25 protein-coding genes and 1 tRNA gene are annotated in these 24,179 nt (G+C 37.5%); 6 read left to right on the top strand and 20 right to left on the bottom strand.

Going from position 1 to position 24,179, the window contains the following annotated elements; translation table 11 throughout:
* Positions 1-3 precede the first annotated feature (3 nt).
* The 5 genes from IGL24_RS04575 to map form a co-directional block, all read right to left on the bottom strand.
* Entirely contained in the window at positions 4-831 is an 828-nt protein-coding gene (locus tag IGL24_RS04575) for a glycosyltransferase (RefSeq protein WP_206858144.1), read from the bottom strand.
* A complete protein-coding gene (locus IGL24_RS04570; RefSeq protein ID WP_207699708.1) occupies positions 831-1,631 on the bottom strand; it encodes a glycosyltransferase family 2 protein in 801 nt (266 codons plus the stop codon). Before IGL24_RS04570 ends, IGL24_RS04575 begins: the two co-directional genes overlap by 1 nt.
* Positions 1,631-2,761 carry an MraY family glycosyltransferase gene (locus IGL24_RS04565; protein WP_206858133.1) on the bottom strand — a complete coding sequence of 377 codons (1,131 nt, stop codon included), beginning with the start codon at positions 2,759-2,761 and terminating at the stop codon, positions 1,631-1,633. The genes IGL24_RS04570 and IGL24_RS04565 overlap by 1 nt, the downstream gene beginning before the upstream one ends.
* Positions 2,762-2,838: 77 nt before the next feature.
* Complete coding sequence (locus IGL24_RS04560; protein ID WP_206858130.1) at positions 2,839-3,762, bottom strand: YihY/virulence factor BrkB family protein; 924 nt, start codon at positions 3,760-3,762, stop codon at positions 2,839-2,841.
* 563 nt (positions 3,763-4,325) lie between these two features.
* On the bottom strand, positions 4,326-5,090 hold the full coding sequence (gene map / locus IGL24_RS04555; RefSeq protein WP_206858129.1) for a type I methionyl aminopeptidase: 765 nt from the start codon (positions 5,088-5,090) through the stop codon (positions 4,326-4,328).
* 163 nt (positions 5,091-5,253) lie between these two features.
* On the opposite strand from map, the gene IGL24_RS04550 reads away from it, so the two are divergent.
* Positions 5,254-5,697 (top strand): flavodoxin, encoded by a 444-nt coding sequence (locus IGL24_RS04550; RefSeq protein WP_206858114.1) that lies wholly within the window; start codon positions 5,254-5,256, stop codon positions 5,695-5,697.
* A 112-nt stretch (positions 5,698-5,809) separates the two neighbouring features.
* On the opposite strand, the gene IGL24_RS04545 is transcribed toward IGL24_RS04550, so the two are convergent.
* The gene (locus tag IGL24_RS04545) at positions 5,810-6,400 is read right to left on the bottom strand and encodes a TetR/AcrR family transcriptional regulator (RefSeq protein ID WP_429968514.1); all 591 of its coding nucleotides are present in this window, start codon (positions 6,398-6,400) and stop codon (positions 5,810-5,812) included.
* A gap of 239 nt (positions 6,401-6,639) precedes the next feature.
* Between IGL24_RS04545 and IGL24_RS04540 the strand changes: the two genes are divergently transcribed.
* Positions 6,640-7,872: an aminopeptidase gene (locus tag IGL24_RS04540; RefSeq protein WP_207700147.1), complete on the top strand. Its 1,233-nt coding sequence runs from the start codon at positions 6,640-6,642 to the stop codon at positions 7,870-7,872.
* Between the two features lie 53 nt (positions 7,873-7,925).
* On the opposite strand, the gene IGL24_RS04535 is transcribed toward IGL24_RS04540, so the two are convergent.
* Positions 7,926-8,090, bottom strand: a complete 165-nt coding sequence (locus IGL24_RS04535) for a hypothetical protein (RefSeq protein WP_206858109.1) — start codon at positions 8,088-8,090, stop codon at positions 7,926-7,928.
* 121 nt (positions 8,091-8,211) lie between these two features.
* On the opposite strand from IGL24_RS04535, the gene IGL24_RS04530 reads away from it, so the two are divergent.
* Positions 8,212-8,285, top strand: a tRNA-Arg gene (locus IGL24_RS04530).
* A 158-nt stretch (positions 8,286-8,443) separates the two neighbouring features.
* Here the strand turns inward: IGL24_RS04530 and IGL24_RS04525 are convergent.
* The 12 genes from IGL24_RS04525 to sfsA all read right to left on the bottom strand — a co-directional run bounded on the left by IGL24_RS04525 (position 8,444) and on the right by sfsA (position 19,366).
* Positions 8,444-8,722, bottom strand: a complete 279-nt coding sequence (locus tag IGL24_RS04525) for a zinc ribbon domain-containing protein (RefSeq protein ID WP_206858107.1) — start codon at positions 8,720-8,722, stop codon at positions 8,444-8,446.
* A 34-nt stretch (positions 8,723-8,756) separates the two neighbouring features.
* The gene (locus IGL24_RS04520; protein ID WP_207700146.1) at positions 8,757-9,935 is read right to left on the bottom strand and encodes a GNAT family N-acetyltransferase; all 1,179 of its coding nucleotides are present in this window, start codon (positions 9,933-9,935) and stop codon (positions 8,757-8,759) included.
* A gap of 262 nt (positions 9,936-10,197) precedes the next feature.
* Positions 10,198-10,611 carry a DUF3284 domain-containing protein gene (locus tag IGL24_RS04515; RefSeq protein ID WP_206858104.1) on the bottom strand — a complete coding sequence of 138 codons (414 nt, stop codon included), beginning with the start codon at positions 10,609-10,611 and terminating at the stop codon, positions 10,198-10,200.
* Positions 10,611-10,793 carry a DUF3188 domain-containing protein gene (locus IGL24_RS04510; protein WP_010735959.1) on the bottom strand — a complete coding sequence of 61 codons (183 nt, stop codon included), beginning with the start codon at positions 10,791-10,793 and terminating at the stop codon, positions 10,611-10,613. The genes IGL24_RS04515 and IGL24_RS04510 overlap by 1 nt, the downstream gene beginning before the upstream one ends.
* Positions 10,794-10,816: 23 nt before the next feature.
* On the bottom strand, positions 10,817-11,038 hold the full coding sequence (locus IGL24_RS04505; protein WP_206858102.1) for a hypothetical protein: 222 nt from the start codon (positions 11,036-11,038) through the stop codon (positions 10,817-10,819).
* Positions 11,039-11,176: 138 nt separating this feature from the next.
* Positions 11,177-12,637 carry a PTS sugar transporter subunit IIC gene (locus tag IGL24_RS04500; protein WP_206858100.1) on the bottom strand — a complete coding sequence of 487 codons (1,461 nt, stop codon included), beginning with the start codon at positions 12,635-12,637 and terminating at the stop codon, positions 11,177-11,179.
* Positions 12,638-12,750: 113 nt separating this feature from the next.
* The gene (locus tag IGL24_RS04495) at positions 12,751-13,071 is read right to left on the bottom strand and encodes a PTS lactose/cellobiose transporter subunit IIA (protein ID WP_207700145.1); all 321 of its coding nucleotides are present in this window, start codon (positions 13,069-13,071) and stop codon (positions 12,751-12,753) included.
* Between the two features lie 26 nt (positions 13,072-13,097).
* Complete coding sequence (locus IGL24_RS04490) at positions 13,098-13,415, bottom strand: PTS sugar transporter subunit IIB (RefSeq protein ID WP_206858096.1); 318 nt, start codon at positions 13,413-13,415, stop codon at positions 13,098-13,100.
* A 151-nt stretch (positions 13,416-13,566) separates the two neighbouring features.
* Positions 13,567-16,269 carry a sigma 54-interacting transcriptional regulator gene (locus IGL24_RS04485; protein WP_207700144.1) on the bottom strand — a complete coding sequence of 901 codons (2,703 nt, stop codon included), beginning with the start codon at positions 16,267-16,269 and terminating at the stop codon, positions 13,567-13,569.
* Positions 16,270-16,331: 62 nt separating this feature from the next.
* Complete coding sequence (locus IGL24_RS04480; protein ID WP_207700143.1) at positions 16,332-17,609, bottom strand: DEAD/DEAH box helicase; 1,278 nt, start codon at positions 17,607-17,609, stop codon at positions 16,332-16,334.
* Complete coding sequence (locus IGL24_RS04475; protein WP_207700142.1) at positions 17,606-18,622, bottom strand: Gfo/Idh/MocA family protein; 1,017 nt, start codon at positions 18,620-18,622, stop codon at positions 17,606-17,608. The genes IGL24_RS04480 and IGL24_RS04475 overlap by 4 nt, the downstream gene beginning before the upstream one ends.
* A 15-nt stretch (positions 18,623-18,637) precedes the next feature.
* Positions 18,638-19,366, bottom strand: coding sequence for a DNA/RNA nuclease SfsA (gene sfsA, locus IGL24_RS04470; protein WP_206858082.1), 729 nt, complete (start codon positions 19,364-19,366; stop codon positions 18,638-18,640).
* Between the two features lie 171 nt (positions 19,367-19,537).
* Here sfsA and IGL24_RS04465 point away from each other — a divergent pair, with 171 nt between their 5' ends.
* The 3 genes from IGL24_RS04465 to zwf all read left to right on the top strand — a co-directional run bounded on the left by IGL24_RS04465 (position 19,538) and on the right by zwf (position 22,469).
* Positions 19,538-19,882, top strand: a complete 345-nt coding sequence (locus IGL24_RS04465) for a DUF4828 domain-containing protein (protein ID WP_206858071.1) — start codon at positions 19,538-19,540, stop codon at positions 19,880-19,882.
* A 401-nt stretch (positions 19,883-20,283) separates the two neighbouring features.
* On the top strand, positions 20,284-20,931 hold the full coding sequence (locus IGL24_RS04460) for a metal-dependent transcriptional regulator (RefSeq protein ID WP_207700141.1): 648 nt from the start codon (positions 20,284-20,286) through the stop codon (positions 20,929-20,931).
* Positions 20,932-20,945: 14 nt separating this feature from the next.
* The gene (gene zwf / locus IGL24_RS04455; protein ID WP_206858325.1) at positions 20,946-22,469 is read left to right on the top strand and encodes a glucose-6-phosphate dehydrogenase; all 1,524 of its coding nucleotides are present in this window, start codon (positions 20,946-20,948) and stop codon (positions 22,467-22,469) included.
* 113 nt (positions 22,470-22,582) lie between these two features.
* Here the strand turns inward: zwf and IGL24_RS04450 are convergent, their stop codons facing one another.
* Positions 22,583-23,866, bottom strand: coding sequence for an NlpC/P60 family protein (locus tag IGL24_RS04450; RefSeq protein ID WP_347564939.1), 1,284 nt, complete (start codon positions 23,864-23,866; stop codon positions 22,583-22,585).
* Between the last annotated feature and the right edge of the window lie 313 nt (positions 23,867-24,179).

Here is a 24,179-nt window from a genome sequence, read left to right as displayed (position 1 = left end):
ATTTCACACCTTCCAATTCTCAACAAACGAACGTAAAGTCATTCGCCAAATTTGACGATTCTTGACAGTCAAAAATTGCTTGGCCATCCTTAATACTAACTGCTTTCGATGTTGAGCCAAGTGCTGTTGATCATATTTCTGATAAAATCTTGATTCAGCAGTCAAAATCGACTGATAGCGTGTTACGTTCACTTTTTTATAATCTAATACTGAGAGATCATGGTTCATTCTAGTATTTAGAACGACTATTTGCTTGTTCAATTGCTTGATTTGCCAAAAGAGCCAATGATCTAAAAAGTCGAGCGGAAATTCTGTGTTATAGCCATTGATCTCTCTTAAAAAAGTGAGAGAAAAAACAGCACCTGAATTGATCGCCATGATTCGCCGAGGTGTCGTCACAGGTTCTTCGATCACTTCGAAATGACGATTGATGTATTGGTCAGCCCAAACTGGCGAAATCTGTCTTGGCCCAGAAAACACCATAGGAACAGCAGCGACTTGTTCCTTATTCCAAGAAATTTGTGCAACAGTTTCAAAATAAGTTGCATCGATCTCTGTATCCTGATCCAACGTCACCAATGTCTGCACTTCATCAGAAACATGGTCAATAGCATAATTATAGGCAACAGCAAGACCTGGATTCGATGGATCATGGTGATACTGGACATTTTTTTCAGAATAAAGTAAATCATCATGCGCCACTGGGCTATTATCGAAAATAATTAGTTCAATTTTTCCAGCTTGTACAGCTGTTTGTAGACAATCATAAGAAGGAGATTGGTCGATTTTTTGGTGATACAACACGATCACTACTGCTACTTCAGGTGACATTAGAAAAAAGTCCACCCCCACTTATGGAAGAATTTCATCATTGAACTTAAAAAGATGCGAAAAAGCTTAAAATTCCGATGTGCTCCTTTTCCATACAAATGGACGACGGTGGAAAGAGGGGTATAAAGTATTTTTTCATTCGCTTTTTCAAAACTCAAGCAAAGATCATTGTCTTCAAAATACATAAAGTAACGGTTATCGAAGCCGTTGACTGATTGGAATTTTGCAACATCTACTACCATAAAACTACCAGAAATCATTCGAACATAAGAATCATGATCGTCCGGTAAATCACGGCATTCAAAACGAGTCAATCGACGATCAAACATTTTTTTAACAAAATCAAAAGGGATAAAGCGCAAGATATAATCAAATAACGCTAAACGCTGTCTAACTAAGTATTGGGTCGTCCCATCTTCATTCAAGATTTTAGGCGCCAACATCGCACATTCAGGGTGTGCTTCTAATCGTGCAACAAGATCGATCACCGTCTGTTCATCCACTAAGATATCTGGATTAAAAATCACCGCATATCGTGCAGAGCTTTGCAGTAATGTATGATTATGCCCATAACCAAAGCCGCGATTTTCGTTATTGAAATAAATATTCATGAACGGATATTTTAAATACTCGCGTAAACGAGCTTGATACTCAGGTGTCGAGTTATTATCAAAAATTTGAAATTCAACTGCCGGTTGTTCACCGATCGTTGCAATGATCGTATCCAATGTCTGAAATATTTTTTTACTATTTGCTGTAACAATGCTGATTAAAATCGGCTTATTTTTATTGTTCTCCATTAAGGTCTTTTCCATTTCTTAAAGTATTTCTGCATCACTTGTGTACGATATTCTTTATTTCCTAAAAAGCGTAACGTTTTTAGAATAAACTGGTATTTTTCATTGATCAATCCGATCAATTCAAATAATAAAATAGCAGCAAATAACATCACTAAGAACAAGGCGATCGTACCAAAGCTTCCTGTATAATTCATGATCATCGCAGTGAACGAGAACATCAACGCAATGGAGTAAATCGTCAAAACAGCCCCTTTATGGGTAAATCCTAAAGCGAGCAATCGGTGATGTAAATGCTTCTTATCTGCCGTAGAAAACGACACACGGTTCGCTTTCCTACGAATGATTGCAAAAAAAGTATCAGTTACAGGCACGCCCATGATGATCAACAAAGAAATAGATGAAACAAACGTAACATTCTTCAATCCTTGCAGTGATAATACAGCCATCATAAAACCTAAGAAAAGTGCCCCAGTATCCCCTAAATAAATTTTAGCTGGGTAAAAATTGTAAGGGAAAAATCCTATGATACTCGCGACTAAACAAAAAATAACAATAGGTATATATACTGTTGATGCGTGTAAAAAAAAGTAGCCAATAATGCCAATGGTCATTAAGCCAATCAATGATATTCCTGCCGCTAAGCCATCTAAACCATCAATCAAGTTGACTGCATTGGTGATACCAAAAATCCAAAACACGGTGACCGGAAAACTAAGCCAACCTAATTGGACATAACCGATGAACGGCAACGTAAAAGAATCGATCCTGATATCCGCAATGAAATAGACGATCAATGCCGCTAACAAAATCCCAATACTTTTTTGTTTTGGTGATAATTCGTATTTATCATCAAGCAAACCAGTCAAAACGATAACCGATGCCGCTAATAAAATCGGAAGAATATAAAATTTAGGGATAATATCTTTGAACAAAAATAAACTAGATATCACGAAAGTAACAAAGATAGGTAAACCACCAGCTGAAGGCATCGGCACTTTGTTTATTCGTCGTTCATTCGGTTTATCGACCATCCCAGTTTGTACTGAAATGATTTTGAAGATGGGGGTCAATATCAAAGACAATAAAATTGTCAAAAAAATCCTTATTACCATACTAAAAGAAACCAGCATATGGGCACCTACTTTATTTAAAGAGTCAATAATAATTATAAAACACTGTCGCTATTTTACAATAAGAACTCGTGTTTCTATTTTTTTTTATGAGAAAATTTATTTTTTAGTTTATTAAACCATTTTGACGTAACATTTTTACGTTCTTTTATTTCATTTCCTGTTATGTACTCTTGCACAACAGCATTGATGATTCCGCCAAGAATAATGATCGTGGCAGCAAAATTTAACCAAAGCATCAAAACGATAAAACTTCCGATGATTTGATAACCGCTAACACGCGTAGCGAAATAACGAGCATAGATCCCAAAAACTTGCGATAGTAACATCCAGCCAGTTGTTGCAAAGACAGCCCCTGGAATCACTGCTTTAAATTTCAATTGCGCATTTGGGACGATCAAATAAATCAAAAACATAATCACGAACAAAGCGACCAAAGTAATCGGCCATTTCAATGTTTGGAATTGGTCAATAAAATTAACAGGTATTTTAAATATCGGTTGTATCGCCTCTAAAATCATTTGTCCTAATCCAAGAACTAATGTGACGCCACTAATGGCAATCATAAATAACAAGATGACCACTAAAGAAAAGAAACGGACAATGATAAAATTTTTCCTATTTTCTACTCCGTAAGCTTTATTCATTGCAATCTGTAATGCATTGATACTCTGGCTTGCTGACCATAATGCCGCAATTGCCGAAACTGACAACAAACTACCAGAACTTTGCGTCAACAAATTTTTCACCGCAGGACCGATAAACTGATAGATTGTTTCAGGAATCACTTGGCGAATATAAGTCAATACAGTTTCTTGATCGATTTGAAGATACGGCAGAATATTTCCAAACGCAATAATCAATGGAAACAAAGATAATAGTAAATAATAAGCAACAACTACTGAAGTCGTCCCCATTTCCGAATCAACGATCCTCTTTTGCGTCGTCTCAATAAAACGCATTAAATTCTTATGTTGTTTTATTTTGTCCAAAATATTCATAGTAATCTCCTGTTCGAGGTTGTGAGAAAGCCGTTCAGCTCCGAGTATTAAGGCATAAATTGAGAAAATAGCTCCTCATATTTTTTCAATTTTTGACTTAATATTGAAGGAGCTGGCTTTCGAACACCGTTTATCTAGGTTGTGAGAAAAGCGCTTTGACCTGAGCAGTAAGATGGAAAATCAGAAAATAGCTTCTCATATTTTTTGATTTTTCAGCTTAATGTTGAAGGTCAGCTTTTCGAACACCGTTTATCAAGGTTGTAAAAGAAGCGCTCAGCACTGAGTAATAAGACAGAAAAATCGAAAATGGCTTTTTCATTTTTGATTTTTTTGGCTTATTATTGAAGTGTTGCTTCTTGAACACCGTTTATCTAATAAAGACACCTCCAATTCTAAACTTCAAATAGGAATCGAATCGATTGTTTTATCTATCGTTCAATCTCTACTTTAATATTGTAGGCGTCAGTATTTGAACTACTTTATTTATCTCTTGAAAAATTTGGTCACCGAAAACATTCTCTAGTTACTCAAACAGTTTTTCAACTGATGATTTTGGGAACGAATCAGTAAGTTCCTTCTTCACCTTGAGAAGTTAAAATTCTTGGACCGTCTTTGGTGATGGCCAATGTGTGTTCATATTGACATGATAATCCACCATCTCTAGTATATGCAGTCCAGCCATTTGGGTCCATTTTCATTTTCCACGTTCCGGTATTAACCATTGGTTCGATCGTGATGACCATGCCCTCTTTTAAGCGTAATCCTTTGCCTGGTTGACCATAATGTGGAACAGCAGGTTCTTCATGGATCGTTGGTCCGACACCGTGACCAATGAAATCGCGAACGATGCCAAGGTTTTCCCCTTCTACATATGTTTGGATCGCGTGTCCGATATCACCGATGCGATTACCGACTTGTGCCTGTTCGATACCGATGTATAGCGCTTTTTTAGTTACTTCCATCAAGCGATCGATCTCAGGGGTTGATTCACCAACTACATATGCCCAACAAGAATCAGAGATTCCGCCTTTTAAGTCAATACACATATCTACCTTTACTAAATCACCGCTTTTAAGTGGTTTTTTTCGAGGAAATCCATGACAGATCTCATCGTTGATGCTGATACATGTCGCATATTCATATCCTTCAAATCCAATTTGTGCAGCGATTCCGCCATGACTCTCAATATAGTTACGTACAAATACTTCGATATCCCAGCTAGTAATTCCTGGTTTAATGAAATCTCGCAGATTTTTATGTACATCTGCTAATAATGCACCAGACTCTGCCATTGCTTCGATCTCACGTGCTGATTTTAATGTTATCATCTATTCTCGTCTCCTTTTTACAAATCCTTTTTATTTTAACATAGTAGTAAGTATTTAGCCAAACACCTTAGTACGCTTACAAATCTTGCTTCCTTTTTCTCAAACTTTTGGTATAATTGATAATTGTTGAAATGCTATTCATTAAAATTTTAGGAGGCGCCTTATGGCTTTAGCAAAAATCGTTTATGCAAGTATGACTGGTAACACGGAAGAAATCGCTGATATTGTTGCAGAGGCTCTAGAAAATATGGATATCGATGTCGAAATCAATGAATGTACACAAGTAGATGCGGAAGATTTCCAAGAGGCAGATATCTGTGTAGTTGCTACTTATACATACGATGACGGTGATCTACCTGACGAAATCGTTGACTTCTATGAAGATTTACAAGAACTTGAACTACCTGGAAAAATCTATGGGGTTTGTGGTTCTGGAGATACTTTCTATGATGAGTTTTGTAAGTCAGTTGACGATTTTGATGCTGCCTTTGCAAAAACTGGTGCTGTCAAGGGTGCTGAAAGTGTCAAAGTTGATTTAAATGCGGAAGAAGAAGACATTGAAAATCTTGAAGCATTCGCAAAATCTCTTGTATCCAAGTTATCTTAATCACAAAAAGAAGGATGTGTTTACCACATCCTTCTTTTTGTTTAGAAGCATTACGTTTTGTAAATCAAGGCATTACTATCAAATGGGGTCGATCAATTTTCAAATAAACGAATCAGTCTACTTCAATCGGATCTTTTAAGCTTAGAATGGCATTGATACTATCTTGGATCATCTTTTCGATCTGTATATCAGTCGGATGGATGATATTCGATGACATCAAGGCTGCGATACCTGTTGCAATGATCCAAGTCCCGTTGAGAAGCGAAACTAGTTTATCATTTGGCAAGTCCATGTACTTTGGATCTTCTTTCACTACGTCCATAAAGTAATTATAGGAGAAATTTTGCATCTCTCTTCCGCCACCATACTCTTCCAAGTAAAGGGAGCTATATAATTTCTTTTCACGATTTGCGAAATGGATGTAATTCAGCGCTAGATCGACAATCGTGTTGCCGGTATGTTCTACAGGAAAGACTTCGTATTTTAGATAATCGTAGATTTGCTCAAACAGCGCATGTTTCAAATCATCCATATTTTTAAACTCTAAATAGATTGGTTGTGTAGAGCAGTTCATTTTATTTGCAATGTTTCTCGCAGTGAATTTTGAAAATCCTTCATTGGCTGCAACTTCATAGGCGGCGGCCAAAATCTGCTCTTTCGTTATTGTTTTTTTCTTGCCATAATTTTCTAATCTCCTTGAAATTTTTTATAACGCTTCCACCATTGATTAGTACTATTGTACCATTTTTTTCTAATAAGCAAAACTTGTTTTTTTATTTTTTTGCAAATTTTTCTGCCTTTATTGACGGATATTAACGCATTTTTTTGTTTTCTAATTAAAAACAAATGATTATTTTATCAGATGTTTATTTGTTTCACTTCTAATTAAATGTTATTATATAATGAGTAATTACCAAAAATACGATGAGGAGGAATTTAATTATGTCACCTGATTTTAATGAAAATTTAGAAAAATACGCACGTTTAATTGCAGAAACAGGGGTAAACGTGTCGAAAGGGCATACAGTAGTCTTACAAATCAATGTAGAACAAGCTGATTTAGCTCGCCTGATCACGAAAGAAGCCTACCGTTTAGGAGCAGCTGAAGTGATCGTTCAATGGACGGATGATATCATCCAAAAAGAATTCCTGACTCATGCAGCAGATGATCGAATCACAGAAGTCCCACAATACAAAATCGATCAAGCAGATGATTGGATTGAAAAAGGCGCGAGCAGAATCAGCGTCGTCTCTTCTGATCCAGACGCATTCGCAGGTGTCGACAACGACCGTGTAGCAAGTTACCAATCAGCAGTTGGCAAAGCATTGATGAATCTAAGAAAAGCAACGCAATCAAATAAAGTAAGTTGGACAGTCGTAGCTGCTGCTGGAAAACAATGGGCAGCAAAAGTCTTCCCTGACCTTCCAGAGGAAAAACAAGTCGACGCATTATGGAATGAGATTTTCAAAACAACACGCATTTATGAAGCAGATCCAGTGATTGCTTGGAAAAATCACGACGAAAAATTAGCGGCAAAAGCGGCAGAATTGAACAAAGAACAATTCACAGCTTTACACTACACTGCCCCAGGAACAGACATCGTGATCGGTTTACCGAAAAACCACTTATGGGAGGGTGCTGGAAGCTATAATGCTCGTGAAGAAAAATTCATGGCAAATATGCCAACCGAAGAAGTATTCACTGCACCTGATAGCCATCGTGTTGATGGATACATTTCAAGCACAAAACCTTTGAGTTATGCAGGAACGACTATTACTGGAATGAAATTTACTTTTAAAGAAGGAAAAGTTGTTGATTTCTCAGCAGAACAAGGGCAAGAAGTCTTAGCAAAACTTTTAGATACAGATGAAGGCGCACGACGTTTAGGCGAAGTTGCTTTAGTGCCTGACCCTTCACCGATTTCACAATCAGGAATCATCTTCTACAACACATTATTTGATGAAAATGCGTCAAACCATTTAGCACTTGGTTCAGCTTATGCGTTTAGTGTCCAAGGCGGAACAGAAATGACCGATGACGAATTGGCAGCTGCAGGCTTGAATCGAAGCCAAACACATGTCGATTTCATGGTAGGTTCTGATCAAATGGATATCGATGGTATTCGTGAAGATGGCTCAAGAGTGCCGATTTTCAGAAACGGCGACTGGGCTTGATAAAAACAAACAGACCTGGACATGATGTCCAGGTCTGTTTGTGTATACACGCTTTACAATAAATCTTCTTTTTTAGTAAACGTAAATTTGCGACTTTCTTTGTGTTCTGGTTTGTCTTCTTCATGTTTTTGTATCGCATCTTTCGTAATTTCTTCCCGTTCTTTTTTTGTTTCATCCAAACGTTCCGCAATTACTTCTTCTTTTGGTTTCTCAGTCATAATCAAAACCCCCTTCAACACCCTCATTCTACCACTCTAGATTCCTTTATTGGAAACGTTTTGCTTCAAAATCAGCTTGCAACTATTCCTTTAAAACGCTAAAATAATAGTGTTACTACTTGTTCCTGTAGCTCAGTAGGATAGAGCGATCGCCTCCTAAGCGATAGGTCGCTGGTTCAATTCCAGTCAGGAACGTTTAAGAACTTATCAAAGTTTGCGCCAAAAGTATTCGATTATAAGAAATAAGACCAAAACCCTCGTTTTAACTTTTTTGAGGTTTTGGCCTTATTTTTTTATGCAAAACATCGATTCAGAAATAAGAGGATGTCGTTGGATCATAAGCGGACTGGTCTTTAGCCATTTTTCCACCTTTTTAACTCTGGGAAGAAGCCTTGCATAAATTCACGGGCTTCTTCTTTTGTCTTGCCTTGTTCTTTAAGCATTCCTGATTCACTCATATGTTTCACACTCACGTCTATCATTTCTTCCATTGTATAATCAGTTAAAAAGGCACCGTCTTTGAAGCAGTAGCTGCAATACTCGACATTCTTGCTTTTATCTTTATTTGTCCCTAAAACTTCCTCTGAATCAAGTGGCATGCCACAACTTTGACAATACTTCATCTCTTGCATCTTCTTAATCCCCCTATCAAACTATTCTTACAACTTAGAAATAATCATTTAAAATTGGTTGTTGACTCGGTAAAGCTTGACTGAGTTCAGCGATCAATTTGTTTTCAACTCTGATTTTTTCATGAAAAGCAAGCGCTTCAACTGTTTGATATCCTAGCAGTAATTGTGTCATGCTTTGGATTGTTCCACTGACCACAGGTAATTCCGTCTGTTGGACTTTCTTTACTTCAAGTACTCCATTGACATAAGTAATGTCAAAAAAGCCTTCATTCCATTTTGCATATGGATCTTCTGTTACATGGAGCGCAAAGTTGATGTCCTGCTCAAATGGATAGGTTTGCATAAATTTCTCGATGTCGACGATCCTTCCCATCATATACGGTGTGACCGTTGTTTTTGCAAATGGATTATCTAATAAATAATTTTTACTGTGTCCGGAAAAACCACAAGTATATTCAAATGAAGCAAATGCGCCATTATGGGAACCGATGAATCGCATCAATCCTCTCAACGCTTCATGGTTCAAGTAACCCATTTCGACAATGACAAAAGTGGGCGCTTCTAACTTATAAACAACATAACCTGAAGCATTTCCCTCACGGTCATAGTACAGTGCATAATGGTTCTCTTCTCGTTGCTTGAACTTGTAAGAATACCACCAATCTTCACGGACTAAACCGCCTCTTTTACTCTCGGGCATGTTTGCGTAGATGGAATGTATCGCTTCCACAGATTCTTCAAACGTTGTGCGTTTCATGAAGCCCGTCGTTTTTTTTACTGCCGGCATATCACGGCTATCTAGTTCATAGCTGATTCGGTCAAATAATTGCTCGTACCCGTAGCGACGATAAAAAGGATAAGAAAATGGGGCTAAATACGAAAGTGCGACATTTCTTTCGCGACAATCTTCAAGGATTTTTTCCATGATCCGATTGATGCCACCTTGTCCACGTGCTTCGGGATAAGAAGCAACATAGCCGATCCCAGCCATCAAATAAGTTTTTCCGTGGAAGTCCACTGAAAAAGGTGTCGCCATCACTTGACTTGTCAAATGCCCTTCTGGATCTAGAAAGCCATAATTCCATGAATTTTCAACGATCAGCTTGAACCGTCCACGTCGTTCTTCTGTATCTTGCGAATTAAAGGCATAGGTCGCTAAAGCATACATTTCTTCTAACGATCCATTTCCTAATTCTTTTATAACATCCGTCATATTTCCCCTTCTCCCTTTAAATATCTATACCAATTGTACTATTATTTTCTTAATAATAATAGTAGGTGGATTACCATCGCTTTAAAAAGTATACTTGTCAAAAACACGCTTCTAAAAAATAGCGCTAAAAAACCAAAAAATAGAATAGCCGATTCTTGGTTTTTAGCGCTTATTTTTTTGGATCAGAGCATTGCTTTCACAACTTATTCTCTTTTTGATCATCAGTTATCCTCTTTGTGCTACGGTCAGATTCGCTACCCGTTTAATAGGATTCTTCAATCATTCCTAGCATCTTTTTAAAACGTCTCTTTTTAAAGTACATCAACATTGTTCCTAAGATCATATCATTCATTTTCTGCAACATTCCGTGTGATTCCATCTGTTCCGTATAATGGACTTCACAAGATTTCTCATCGATCGGCTTGATTTGATAATGAACGACAAAATCATTTTTTGTTGTTGAGGTACGAAATTTATAAGATTGGTTATCAATGACTTCCTCAATTATAATGCGTGCACGATTATTTTGAGAGAATTGTTTGATGTATTCAAGATTCTTTAACTGTTTGCGTGTCACTGATTTCCCAGTGGCTTTACGGACATCGAAAAGAACAGAATCCATCACTTTATCATAGAAAAACGATGCCGGAATATTTAGTGTTTTAACGATTTCCATTAGTTCTTTTTCTCCTTTGCTTCTTCTTTTTTCTTACCTTTTAAAAAGAAGTAGATTCCTAGTCCTGCAAAAAACAACCCAGTGACCATACTATAAATATCATATTGTTGTGTTCCGGGATTTAAACTATATAGTATGATCAGTGAACCAATACTACATAAAAACAATCCATTTTTTATCATTTGAACCACCCTTATCTTGTTTCTTAGACTGCTGCTGCTTGGAAATATAATACCGTGCCCCATGGTTGAGCTTTGATTAATTCTTTTGCTGTTTTTGCAGCTGCTTCTTTATCTTCTGCACTTGTTTCAAAGAATAATTTGATTCCTTGTTTTTCTTTGAATGTAAAGGACATGCCGTCTTCATTGTATCCTTCTAATAATTCTTTGATTGCATCTTGTTGCATCGCACTAGCTATTGAAATCATTTGTTTTCCTCTTTTCTTTTTCTATTGGTTTTATTCTTCTAGTTTCTATACATATTCACTCGATTTCCTTCTGAATGAAGTGAGGGCTAGGGATTTGACGGATCGTCATCGCCCATAGCCCCTACTCCTTTTAGCAGATTATTTTGGCTCCCCTGCTGCTGGATCCATCTTATTCGCCGACATGACGAATGGTGCCCAGATCAAGAAGGTCACAACCATACATACTAATGTAACGATCGGTGCCCGCCAGTCTGCTCCTGTTGCAAGGAATGATAGCAAGAACGGTGGGACGACCCAAGTTACTTGTTGGGACACCGGTGCGACTAATCCTAGATAAGTTGCTACCCATCCGATGGTTGTCGCAACAACTGGTGCAACTAAGAATGGGATGAACATGATCGCATTCAAGACGATTGGTAAACCGAACATAACTGGTTCATTGATATTGAAGATACCAGGTCCAATCGAAAGTTTTGCTACAGTCAAGTAGTCTGCGCGTTTTGATAATAGTAAGATAGCAATCAATAGAACAATTGTACCACCTGATCCGCCAAACCATGCAAATGCATCAAATGAACCACGTACCCACATGTATGCTTTACCATCTTCGATCGCATCCAATACTGCGGGAGTTCCTGTTTTACCATTGTAACCTTTTTGGAAGATATCGATATTGATCAATTGTGCTTGACCCCAAATACCTTCTAATACTGGTGCCAATACGTTCGGGCCATGGATACCAAAGAACCAGAAAATCTGAACGAAAATTGTAACGATCAATACTGCGCCGATACCTTGTGACAAGCCCAAGAATGGTTCTGCAATATATTTTTGTACTAAATCAATGATCAATTGACCATCCGCAACACGTCCAACAACATAATTAATGATAGCGATGACATATAATGAAATCGTTGCTGGTAAAATTGCTGCAAATGCTTTAGAAACTGCCGGTGGTACTGAATCTGGCATTTTGATCGTAATATTTGCAAGCATCAATTTACAGAAAATAATAACCGAGATTGCGCCCATGATCATTACTGTAAAGTAGGCATTACCGTTTAAATGATCTAGTTTCAACCAACCCCATAAACCAACTGATAGCGTACCATCAGCAATCGTTGCGCCAATTTCTGAACCATTGATCGCGTCTGCAACATTTTGCGGTACATTGACATTTAACGCAGCTGATAATGACGGGCCAAAAGCGATTCCTTGAATCAAAGTTGCTAACCCAACGATCCCTCCTGCTAAGTCATTGACGCCATATGCACGGGCTAGATTATATCCCCATGAAAAGGCAAAGATCAGTCCGGCAATTGCTAATGTCCCATTCCAAACGAACCCATTGATGCCGATGATTACATTCAATACGGCAAAAAAACCTTTGTCTGCTGCTAAGCTGTCAGCATACGTACTAATAAATTGCTGTGGTAAATCACGAATAATTGCATTGATCATTACAGCTACTGATCCAGCCATTGTTGCAGGCATTGTACCGATAAAAGCGTCACGCAATGCCACTAAGTGCTTTTGCGCGCCGATTTTTCCGGCAACTGGAAGGATGTATTTTTCCATCCAACTTGTTAATCCATTCATTATTACTTCCTCCTATAAGTTTTTTTATATAAAGAATAACTCCTTATATCAAATTAAAAAAAATCCGTTCAAAAATTTTTTTTCTTCTTCCGTTCAAAAAAGAAGGGTCTTAGTTATTCAACGTAAGTTCTACGATATAAATCAATGATCTCTTTTGCAAGGTCTGTGAATGCGATCGATGTCATCAAATGATCCTGACTATGCACCGTCAACAGTGTCACTTGCATATGATTTCCTTGTGCTTCTTGTGTGAGCATTTGAGTTTGAGAATGATGCGCTTCGATAAGAGAGGCTTCAGCATCACGGATTTTTTGTTCCGCTAAATCGAAGTCGCCTTTTTTCGCAGCCGCAATCGCTTCCATTGCATCGCTTTTTGCATTTCCGCCATACATGATCAATCCCATGATGGCTTCTAGATTCTGTTGATCTTCCACTATTCTACCTCCAGCTTTCCAATTGATTATTTCATTAATTTTTCAGCTTGCTCAAGTACTTTCGCGCCGTTCATCATGCCATAATCCTGCATGTTGATCACATCTAATGGAATTCCTTTTGGTGCTAATTTTTGTTCAAATTGTGCTTTCATAAAACGAACTTGTGGTCCAAGTAATAATACGTCCACATTTTTAGCTTCAAGGTTATTGTCAGCATCTGAAGCTGAAACCGCGAAGATATCTGCGTCCATTCCTTTTTCTTCTGCTGCTTTTTGCATTTTTGTTACCAATAAACTTGTACTCATTCCTGCAGAACATACTAACATGATTGTTTTTTTCTCCATTTTTTCCACTCCTTCAAATTTGGTTTTACACTATAACTATAACGCAAGAAGCATGCCAAACACTAAATCTCAAAAATAGCGTTTTCATAACTATAAATAAGCAAATACAGTGCGCACACTAACGATTAGTGTGTGCACTGTGCGTTGTTGATTATTTTTTTATTTTATTCTCTATAAACATTTGTGTAATAAAAGCAATTTCATGCTCAGGGATTTTAACCCCATATTTACGTTCGATCCCGATTAGATTCGTTCGTACGATGTCCATCTCTAACCGATAGATTTTCGCAAAAGTCGCAAAATCATCGAATGTCCGCAATTTTTCATGCTTGATAAGACCGTCGATCAGAAAAGCGACATGGATCACGATTCCTGTGTCTACCCCAGGCTCAATGATGATCGATAAATCGGTCTGGATCTGCTGAACGGCTTTCTGTAGGGATTGGATCAATCGCTCGACAGATGAAATAGCGTTCAAAGAATCTTTTAACGAATCAACGATTTTAGCTGTTGGTACTTCATCATCTGCAATCCGTTTCAATGTATTGAGTTTATCATCATCAAATACGTCATAGGCAGAAAAGAATGGGATATTTTGATAGTCCACTTCAACCGTTCCTGCAATCGCTTTGATTTCATATTCTTCCAGTAATGCATCGATATGCCGTTTAAATGATTCTCGTTCTAAAAATTGCATTTGGATTACTTCCACTTTGTCTTGATTGATCACTGGCACGATACGTTGATAGAGTTTTGCAGCCACTCCTTCTCCAGTAAAACAAGTCACGATGACTGCTTTTTTCCGTTCGAGCTGCTCTTGGTTTTCGATCTTGAACTGGTCCTTAACGATCGATTCAAATGACATTTGAATGCTTTGGTAGATATCTTCTAAGCTTCGGCCAACATTCGCCATACGAATGGCTTCGATCACGATCATGGTACTCGTCATCGTGATTGCTTTTGTACGTATGCCAGTTTCTTCATAGATCAGATCACTGAATGTGTTGAGCGACCCCATATCAGTTAGTAAAATCAATCCATTTGTCAAACTGCTTTGGCGATTTTTTACATATCGCAATACTTCTTCATACATCGATTGGACTTCCATCTCTAAGGGCATATTGAACGCTTGACCAATCGTTGTTCCGAGAAGATCTTGCGCCATTTCCAGCATGCTTGAAGCGGTTTGTCTGCCATGCATCAGAACTAACACATCGACTTTGTTTTCTTTAACTGGCTCACTTTCGCCTAAATTGATAGAAAGAAACATACTGATAAAGCCAATTTCATCAAAAGGTATCTCCACTTGTTGATCCTCTTCAATGATCGTGGATAAATCGATGGCAACTTGAAACTCTTTTTTAAATTTCTTTCTTATATTATTCAAATCAGGGTGAACGATCATATGACCATCTTTGACACGATCCAATGTGCTTTGTAAATGTAAGGCAAATGCAAAGCGTGCTTTTTGATTATAGATCCGATCTAGTCTTTGTTCAGCTAAGTCATACAACTCATTCGTCAAGCGCCAGATGTCTTCTGGAATCAAATCTTTCGGGATCGTACTTTTCGTCAATTCTTTGACATAGGTTTGGAAATATTCATCGACATCTTTAGAGATCAAAGATTCTAAATCAATATTTTCTCTGCCTGATTCAGAAAGCGACATCACCTTTTCTTCAATGTCATTGTATACTTGCATATTTCTTTCTGGATCGCGAGACCAAACGACGTCAGCAAACCCTGGCTCAAACGTCAAGTATTGACTCTTACTATCCATAAAACGATCCAATCGTTCAGGAACCTCTTTGATGCGTAATAATCCTTTTTGGACTTGTAAGGACAACTCTTCTTTACGAATGACTAATTTTTCTTCCTGATGCATCCGATAATGGAGGAAAGACTTGGCACAGACTAATTTCAAGTCACGTTTTACTTGGCCGATGTTGCCTTCTGCATCGTATAACATGAAGGCTAGAATTGCTTCTTTTTCGATATCGATCCGTTGATTCAATCGATTGGCTTCTTGTTTGATAAACAATGAAATGATTTCATAACGCTCATCGAGTGAACGAGAGGCTAGATTGGGCAAAGTGATCGCCATTGGGATCCTACGATTGAATGTAGTCAAAAAACTTTCAGATGATTCTGTTGTTGCGCCAATGATCTGGACAGATGCTTCATGGACTTGAGCGCTTTCACCTAAAGGACGATAAACACCTTTATCGATAAATGTGAAGAGCATCTCTTGTCCTTCTGGCGGTAAGCGGTGGATCTCATCTAGAAATAAGATCCCGCCATCTGCTTTAGCCATCAACCCTTGACTATCTTGTGTTGCCCCGGTGTAAGCACCTTTTTTTATTCCAAAGATATGCCCAAACAACAGTTGCGGATTTTGTGCATAGTCCGCACAATTGAATGAAATAAATGGCGCATCAGGAGAAAGCATCTCCGAATCGATAGCAAAATGATACATACATTCAGCAAACATCGATTTCCCTGTTCCTGTTTCACCAAAAATAATCGTATGCAATCCTCGCGGAGGATACAAAATCGCGGCTTTGGCCTGTTGGATACTTACTTTTAGCGATTCATTCTCTCCCACTAAGGTTTCAAAAGTAACTTGTGTAGAAGCGTCTACATGAACTTTGTCTGAAGCTGTTTTTTTGGGAGGCATAGAATAAACTACAGGTCTACCAGTACTTTTTACAATATAATGCGCTTTATATAAATCACTCAAATAACGACTTGCATTACTACGGTCAATCTCTAATTGTTTTGCAACATCTGTTGCTGTCAATCCTTGATGATTTTCCGTGAGTAAATCCAAGATTTCTTCCTGTCTTTCGTTCATGCTAACTCTCCTTTAAACAAACGACCTGTTTCCATTTTCAATATATTAACACAAAAAGGCGCTTATTTGCGCCTTGCTCCTTTATTTTTGTCCTTTTTCTGCTTGTTTTTACGTTTTACTTTAGGGGAAACAGCTGTTTTTTTCGTTGATCCGTCACTAGTATCTTTCTTTCCAGCCTCTTTCTTTTTAGGGAGCGTTTTTGTTGGGGCTTTTTCAGGCGCTTCTGTTTGCAGACCTCCCCCATATATAAATAGTTCTGTTAATTCTGTTTCTGTCTGTCGAGTAATTTTTTTCAGGTCTCTCAGCGTGTGATCATTCACAAAAGTGATCACTTGTCCCTGTTGACCCATTCGGCCAGTTCTGCCAGCACGGTGTAAGTATGACTCCTCCGTGACTGGAACATCGATATTGACCACATAAGGAAGTTCAGCGATATCTAACCCTCTAGCTGCTACATCTGTTGATAACAACATGCTGATCGTGCCATCTTTAAATTGATTCAATGCCGCTTTTCGTAATAACTTGTTTTGATCAGAGGCTAAACTCGCTACTGGGATTCCTCGATAACTCATTTTTTCTTCCATCACACCTAGTTCACTCAATTGGTTGAAAAACACAAGAGCTTGGAAACCTTCCACATGGGCTAGTCTTCTTAAATAATCCTCTGTTTTTCGTGCCGGGACACGAATGAAGTAGTGACTAAGTCCTTTTCTTGAATCATCCATTTTAGTGACATCGATGACTTTCAGCGATTGTTTAGTCAACGCTTCGATTTGTTCGATCGAACGATCGGCTGTAGCTGAAAAGAAAGCTAATTGATAGTCTGTTGGTGCTTGATGCATGATTTGATCGATAAATGGTCGATTTCCTTCATCAAACAGCTGATCCGCCTCATCAAATACGATTGTTTTGATTTGATGTGCTTTTATTTTCTTTGCTTTCATCAACTCTAATACACGACCTGGCGTACCTATCAACACTTCAGGTTTCTTCTTTAGTCCTTCGATTTGTCGTTTGACGTTTGCGCCACCAACGACAGATTGGACAGAGATTGCTAATTCTTTCGCCCATTCCCGTGTGACATCGGCGACTTGGATCGCCAACTCCTGTGAAGAGGCAAGGATCAGCAAAGTACTTGCCTCCCCTTTCTTCACATTCAACAATAAAGGCCATAGATAGGCTAATGTCTTGCCCGAGCCGGTTGGAGAAACGGCAATCAAACTTTTACCGTCTTTCAAATCAGTAAATACTTCTTGTTGGATAAACGATGGGGTAGTGAAACCTTTGTCTGCCCATTTGTTTTGCCAATTAGTTGGAAAATGTTTTAAAAAATCGTTCATTCAGTCGTTCCCTCTTTATCTGCATCAAATTCAATTCCACCACTGATCCGTAAATCATAAACGACTTGATTCACGTTTCGTGCAAGCTCGACCCATTCTTCATAATGTAGGCCCCATTGTGGATCTTTTGGATTCATGATCACATGTGCAAAATCTTCTGCTTCTTCACTCATTGGATTTTCAGAAGCAACGATATCTAATTTTTCGATTTGTTCGTGATTACGATCATGATATTCTGCTTGTTCGATCGCATTGACACCATTCATGATCACCGTTCCACTATCAAAATAAATTTCTGAAGGTAGATACGAATCACCAATCTTACCTGGTTGGATCGCTACATCAAACGTAGCATATCTTAAAATCCCCCAGCCAAGTCCATCGACACCAGTTGCTATTTTTCTTGGGAAATAATGGACTTCTTGTGGTTTGCCAAACCAACCTACCGCTGCATACACAAGGTAAACACCTAGATCCATCATTGCTCCACCAGAAAAATGTGGCGAAAAGATATTCGGTTCTTCGCCGTCTAACACTTGATCATAACGAGAAGAATATTTCATGTAACTGAAATTCGCACCAATGATCTCATTTTTCAATGGTAGGAATTCTGCAATCTTTTTAAAACCTGCTTCATGGATATTTCTTGCAGCTTCAAAGAAAAAGACTTTCTCTTGGTTCGCTAAATGGATGATTTCTTCCATTTCTTTAGGTGTACTGAATGCTGGTTTTTCTACAATGACGTTTTTCCCCGCCAGAATCGCTTGCTTTGCAAGCTGGAAATGTAAACTATTCGGAGAAGCAATATAAACCGTATCCATATGCTCTAACTCAAAAAAGACAGTTAAATCTGTTGCAAAAGCGATGTCTCCTTCATACTCTGCACCAAATTGTTGAGCTTTTTCTAAGTGTCTTGAATAAACTGCTGTCAATTCATATTTATGTGTACCTAGAGCCGCTTGTACAAATTGATGGGTAATCCAATTTGTGCCGATTATACCTAAATGGATCATTTTTCCGCCTTCTTTCTATAAATTAGGATCTTCAAAAACTGTCTCCAAATCAAATGGGATCGCTTGTTTCACACGCACTTGATTTTCTGTCACTTGACAGTTGTATACGACTACGTTTACACCTGCCTGTTGAGCAGCACGAAAAGCAGCAGCTAATTCTGGCTGCATCTGCTCATGGATCGTTGCTCGATGTAAGTGTTCGAATTGTGCAATAAATACGATATAGGACTTGTAGCCTTCTTGATAGGCGTGAATCAATTCATTGACGTGTTTAAGTCCGCGGATCGTTGGCGCATCAGGAAACGCGCCGACTGCTTTATTTTCTAACGTCATTCCTTTGACCTCAACAAACGCTTTTTGACCACAGCTTGTTTCTAAATAAATATCAAATTTAGACTTGCCAAAAGTCACTTCACGTTTGTAAGTCACAATCTCTCCGTCTAAGTGAGGTAATTGGATCGTTCCAGCTAAAATCCCATCGATTGCTAGTTGGTTGGGCAGCTGACTATCGATATTGAACCAGTGTTGTCCCTTTTTGACGGCAATCAAATCATATGCTGTTTTACGCTTCGTTCCCGGAATGTGTACCAATGCAACCTCAGCACCAGGTAGTAGCAGTTCTTTTCCTCTACCTGTATTCTTAACATGGGTTTTGAGAACTTCGCCTTTTTGGTTTAAGCAGAACGCAATAAAACGATTTGGTCGTTCAATAAAGTAAGCAATTTCAACATCTTGGTAGTACAATATTCATCACCTGTCTCCCTACTACTGTATCCTACCATAATTTTGCTAAAAACACTTAAAAAACCAGTCGAAAGTCTTAGAGAAATCATTCACTTTCTTTAGTAAAATATAAGAAAAGGAGCAACAGGCAAAATATGCTTCCAATATACGTAAAGACAAAGGAGTGGTCACATGAAAAAAAGAATCCTCTATTTCCTGCTTGCCGGTGTCGCGACACTTGCTGGGAAAAAAGTACTTGATCGTAAAATAAAAGAAGCACACGTCGATGACCTGACTAAATACTGTGGGGCTTGGTCATTCGTTGATAAAAATCAAACATACCATGAATTAACCATTACTTCTGACTATTCTTTTTGGCTTGATGACCGTTCTTTAGGTACGCTGTTAGTCGAAGTTACCTCTGAAAAACTGATCGTTAGAGACCAGTATGGCTTTTATCTGACCTTTTCTTACAATGATATGTTACTGTACGATGAAGCAAATGATTCAGCTTACTTGTTATCAAAAAAATCATAATTAGACTGCCTGACTGGATACGATGCTCGCTACTCTTCCATCTCTTCAGTAGCTAATCGTATTTCTTTTCCACTATAAAAACAAGACAAATGATTTAGAAACTCCCCCATTTTCTAAACCATTTGTCTTGTTTTGCAAGTTTCCTTTATAGAACTTCCTTATGATAACATTCACCCATCAGATTATGCTATGATGGGAGAAAAGAAATCGTTCGCTGAATGATTTATTTTAAGATCTATGATCCCACACAAAACCTTAGAATTATAGGAAATCGATTGGCTACTATCACTGAAAAAAAACAGCCGATTTGCTCTTACTTTTTTTCTCATAAAATAGTCAATTCGTGTTTTTTTTGTTACACTTACAAGTGATGGTTTCTTACCATGAAAGGATGATCGCATATGACACCAAACCGAGAAGATTATTTAAAAATCATTCTGGAATTAGGCGGTGACACAACTAAAGTCAACAATAAACAAATCGTTTCTAGCCTAGCAGTGTCCCCTGCTTCAGTAAGCGAAATGATTTCTAAACTCGTAAAAGAAAAACTAGTCGAACACTCTCCTTATCAAGGTGTACAATTAACTGACAGCGGGCTGATAAAAGCAAGCAGTCTGATACGTAAACATCGACTATGGGAAGTTTTTTTAGTCGAACATTTAGATTACAACTGGAATGAGGTACATGATGATGCAGAAGTATTAGAACATGTGACTTCTGAACAGCTTGCGGATCATTTAGAAAGTTATTTAAATCATCCTAAACATTGTCCTCATGGGGGGATTATCCCTGAGAAGGAACAAGTTGTCCATGAAGAGCGTCGGCAAACACTTGAATCATACCCCGTCGGTACAAAAATACGGATCGCACGTGTCCTTGATGAAAAAGAATTGTTAGACTATTTAGTGACAATTGATGTCAACATTGATGAAACTTATGAAATAACTGATGTAGCGGCTTATGAAGGGCCAATCACTATCCAAAATAAAACCAAAAAAATTTCTGTCAGCTTTAAAGCCGCCAGTACAATTTTTGTCGACAAACTGTAAAGGAGATTACGCAAATAATGAATGAAAAAAACGTATTATTTACTATATTTGGCGGTACTGGAGATTTAGCACAACGTAAATTGTATCCTTCGCTTTTTCGTTTATACAAAAAAGGCAACCTGAGTGAACATTTTGCTGTGATCGGTACAGCACGCCGCCCTTGGAGTGACGAACACTACCGTGAAGTAGTCAAAGGAACGATTGCATCATTGAATCCTTCGCCAGAAGAAGCCGAACGATTTGCTAGCCATTTTTATTACCAATCTCATGATGTCAACGATTCTTCTCATTATCAAACATTGAAAGAATTGTCAGATCGTTTAGATGAACAATATCACTTAAATGGCAATCGGATGTACTATTTAGCAATGGCTCCCCAATTTTTCGGTACGATCGTTTCTCATTTGAAATCCCAGAAGATCGTTACAGAAACTGGATTCAATCGATTGATCATCGAAAAGCCTTTTGGTTCTGATTACCAATCTGCCTTTGAATTAAATGAGAAAATCCGTCAAGTCTTTCCAGAAGACGACATTTTCCGCATCGACCATTATTTAGGAAAAGAAATGATCCAAAATATTTCTGCGATTCGCTTTGCCAATAATATTTTTGAGTCTCAATGGAACAATCGCTATATCGATAACATCCAAATCACTTTTGGTGAGAGTTTAGGTGTCGAAGATCGTGGGGGATACTACGACCATAGCGGTGCATTAAAAGATATGGTCCAAAACCATATTCTCCAAGTACTGGCGCTATTAGCAATGGAACCGCCTGTCGCTTTTTCTGAAAAAGAAATTCGTTCAGAAAAAATCAAAGCCTTAAAAGCGATTCGTGTTTATGAAAAAGAAGAAGTTTTAGAAAACTTTGTCCGAGGTCAATATGCCGCAGGACAATTGGACGATCAAACGTTCAAAGGATACCGAGAAGAAGATAATGTTGATCCAGAATCGACAACTGAAACATTTGTTGCCGGAAAATTCACGATCGATAATTTCCGTTGGTCTGGTGTACCTTTCTATGTACGTACGGGGAAACGTCTAACTGAAAAAGGAACACGTATCAATATCGTCTTTAAACAAGTTCCTGTCAATGTGTTTAAAACATCGATCGATGAACCATGTAATGACACGACATTACCACCCAATGTCTTGACGATTTATATCCAACCAACAGAAGGTTTTTCATTCACATTGAATGGTAAAAAAGTCGGCCAAGGTTTTGCGACTGATCCAATCAAACTAGAATACCGTAATAGTGCTGAAATGGTCGAAAATAGTCCAGAAGCCTATGAAAAACTGATGCTAGATGCGTTAAATGGCGATAGTACCAATTTCTCTCATTGGGAAGAAGTTGCACAATCATGGCATATCGTTGATATCATTCGTCAAGTTTGGGATCAAGTACAACCAGATTTTCCAAATTACAAAGCTGGTTCCATGGGTCCTCAAGCAGCCTTCGAACTTTTAGAAAAAGACGGCTTCGAATGGATCTGGCAGCCTGATCATTGGTACCGTGAACGTGGCAAGTTGGATTAAAAACCAATAGACAAAGAGTTTGGGACATAGTTAGATTTTTTCTGAACTATGTCCCAAACTCTTTCTAATTATAAAATTTTTGATTATCAACATTATTTGATTATAATAATATATTATTGAATCGATAGCCCTTTTTTGTCAATCCAGCCCTTCAATTCAGGACTATATACATAACTCCCCTCTTCTTGGGTTAAGGAAATATTATTTCCAATATAATTGTTTAAACTTCCTACTTTAACATAACCAGGCATTCCCCATGGTAATGTATCAATTGACTTCCCATTTCCTAAAACAGATGCTTTTTTATTGATTTCAGTACTTATACGTTTATTTGTTGTAATGACATTCGTACTAGGTGTATCATCTACAGCTTTTTGTAATTCAGAATTGAAAGCTTTTTTATCAATCCATCCTAAATTAGCTACGTAATAATAGGATCCTTTTTTAGCTGTAACTGTAACTTTTTCATTTATATGATTAGATGTTGAACCAATATGTACGATTCCGCTATACCATGGTACAGGATCTATAGAATATCCTCCATTCTTTATCGTACCTTGTACATTAGTAGCAATTACTTCATCAATTCCTTTTTTATCAATCCATCCTTTTAATTCAGGACTATAAGCATAAGAGCCAGAATCTTGTGTAATCGTTACAACTTTTCCTTTATATGTTGTAGAACTACTTATATAAATATATCCTTTCATTCCCCAGGGTAAAGAATCAATGGATTTTTTTTCTTCATTGACCATGACTGTCTTTTTAACTTCTGTAAATGTTTTTTTAACTACAGGCTCTTCACTACTTAGTAATCTTCTGGCAAAGCTTGGATAAAAGTATTGGATATTTACTGTTGTGACAGTTTCTCCAGGTTTAGGAGCATGAATCATCTGTCCATTGCCAATATAAATCCCTACATGATAAGTATTTCCTCTGTCACCGTAAAAGAGTAAATCTCCTGGTAGCAATGAATTTAAGCTAACTTCGGTCCCATATTTTTCTTGATTTGTCGTTCCCATTGAAAGTTCCATACTAACAGCTTGTTTGTAAACATATTTAACCAATCCCCCACAATCAAATGAATTAGGCCCCGAAGCTCCCCAGACATAAGGTTTGCCAAGTTGTTCTTTTGCTTTATTAACGACTTTTGTTTGATTTGTTGTCATTGTAGCAAACGGCGCATAGACAATTTCTTCTGAAGGAAGCGCAGGCATATACATGATTTGTTTAAATTGTTCTTCCGAGAACCCAGCTTCTAATGCTTGCTCCTTTTCGTAAGAAAAGTCCCTATTAGATAAAACGCTTTCTTCAGCATGCGTAATATTTCCCTTTAAAAAAATAGATCCAATCAAAACTAACATACTTAAAAAAACTAATTTTGTGGATTTCTTCACTTTAAACACTCCTTTTATTTAGTTACATAAATGATAGTAACAAGTATTCGTTGTTTATAAGTTGCAGAAAGATTATAATAATCCTATATTTGAATAAAATAAATTTAATATAAAAAAATATTTTAAAAAATTTATTAGTTTTCTTTATTTTTTTATAATTATCGAATAAACTGGTTTTATAAAATTAATAAAGAAAGGTATAAAAAACATTTAAATGTTATTTTAAAAATAGTAATGGTAATAATTATACTTATATTTAAAATAAAATATTTCATTTAAAAAATGCGCACAAAAAAGATATATACTTAGTACG

Origin of the sequence: Enterococcus sp. DIV2371, from assembly GCF_050498525.1 — a bacterium.
Taxonomy (GTDB): domain Bacteria; phylum Bacillota; class Bacilli; order Lactobacillales; family Enterococcaceae; genus Enterococcus_B; species Enterococcus_B mangumiae.
This window is presented reverse-complemented; position numbering and strand designations above follow the sequence as displayed.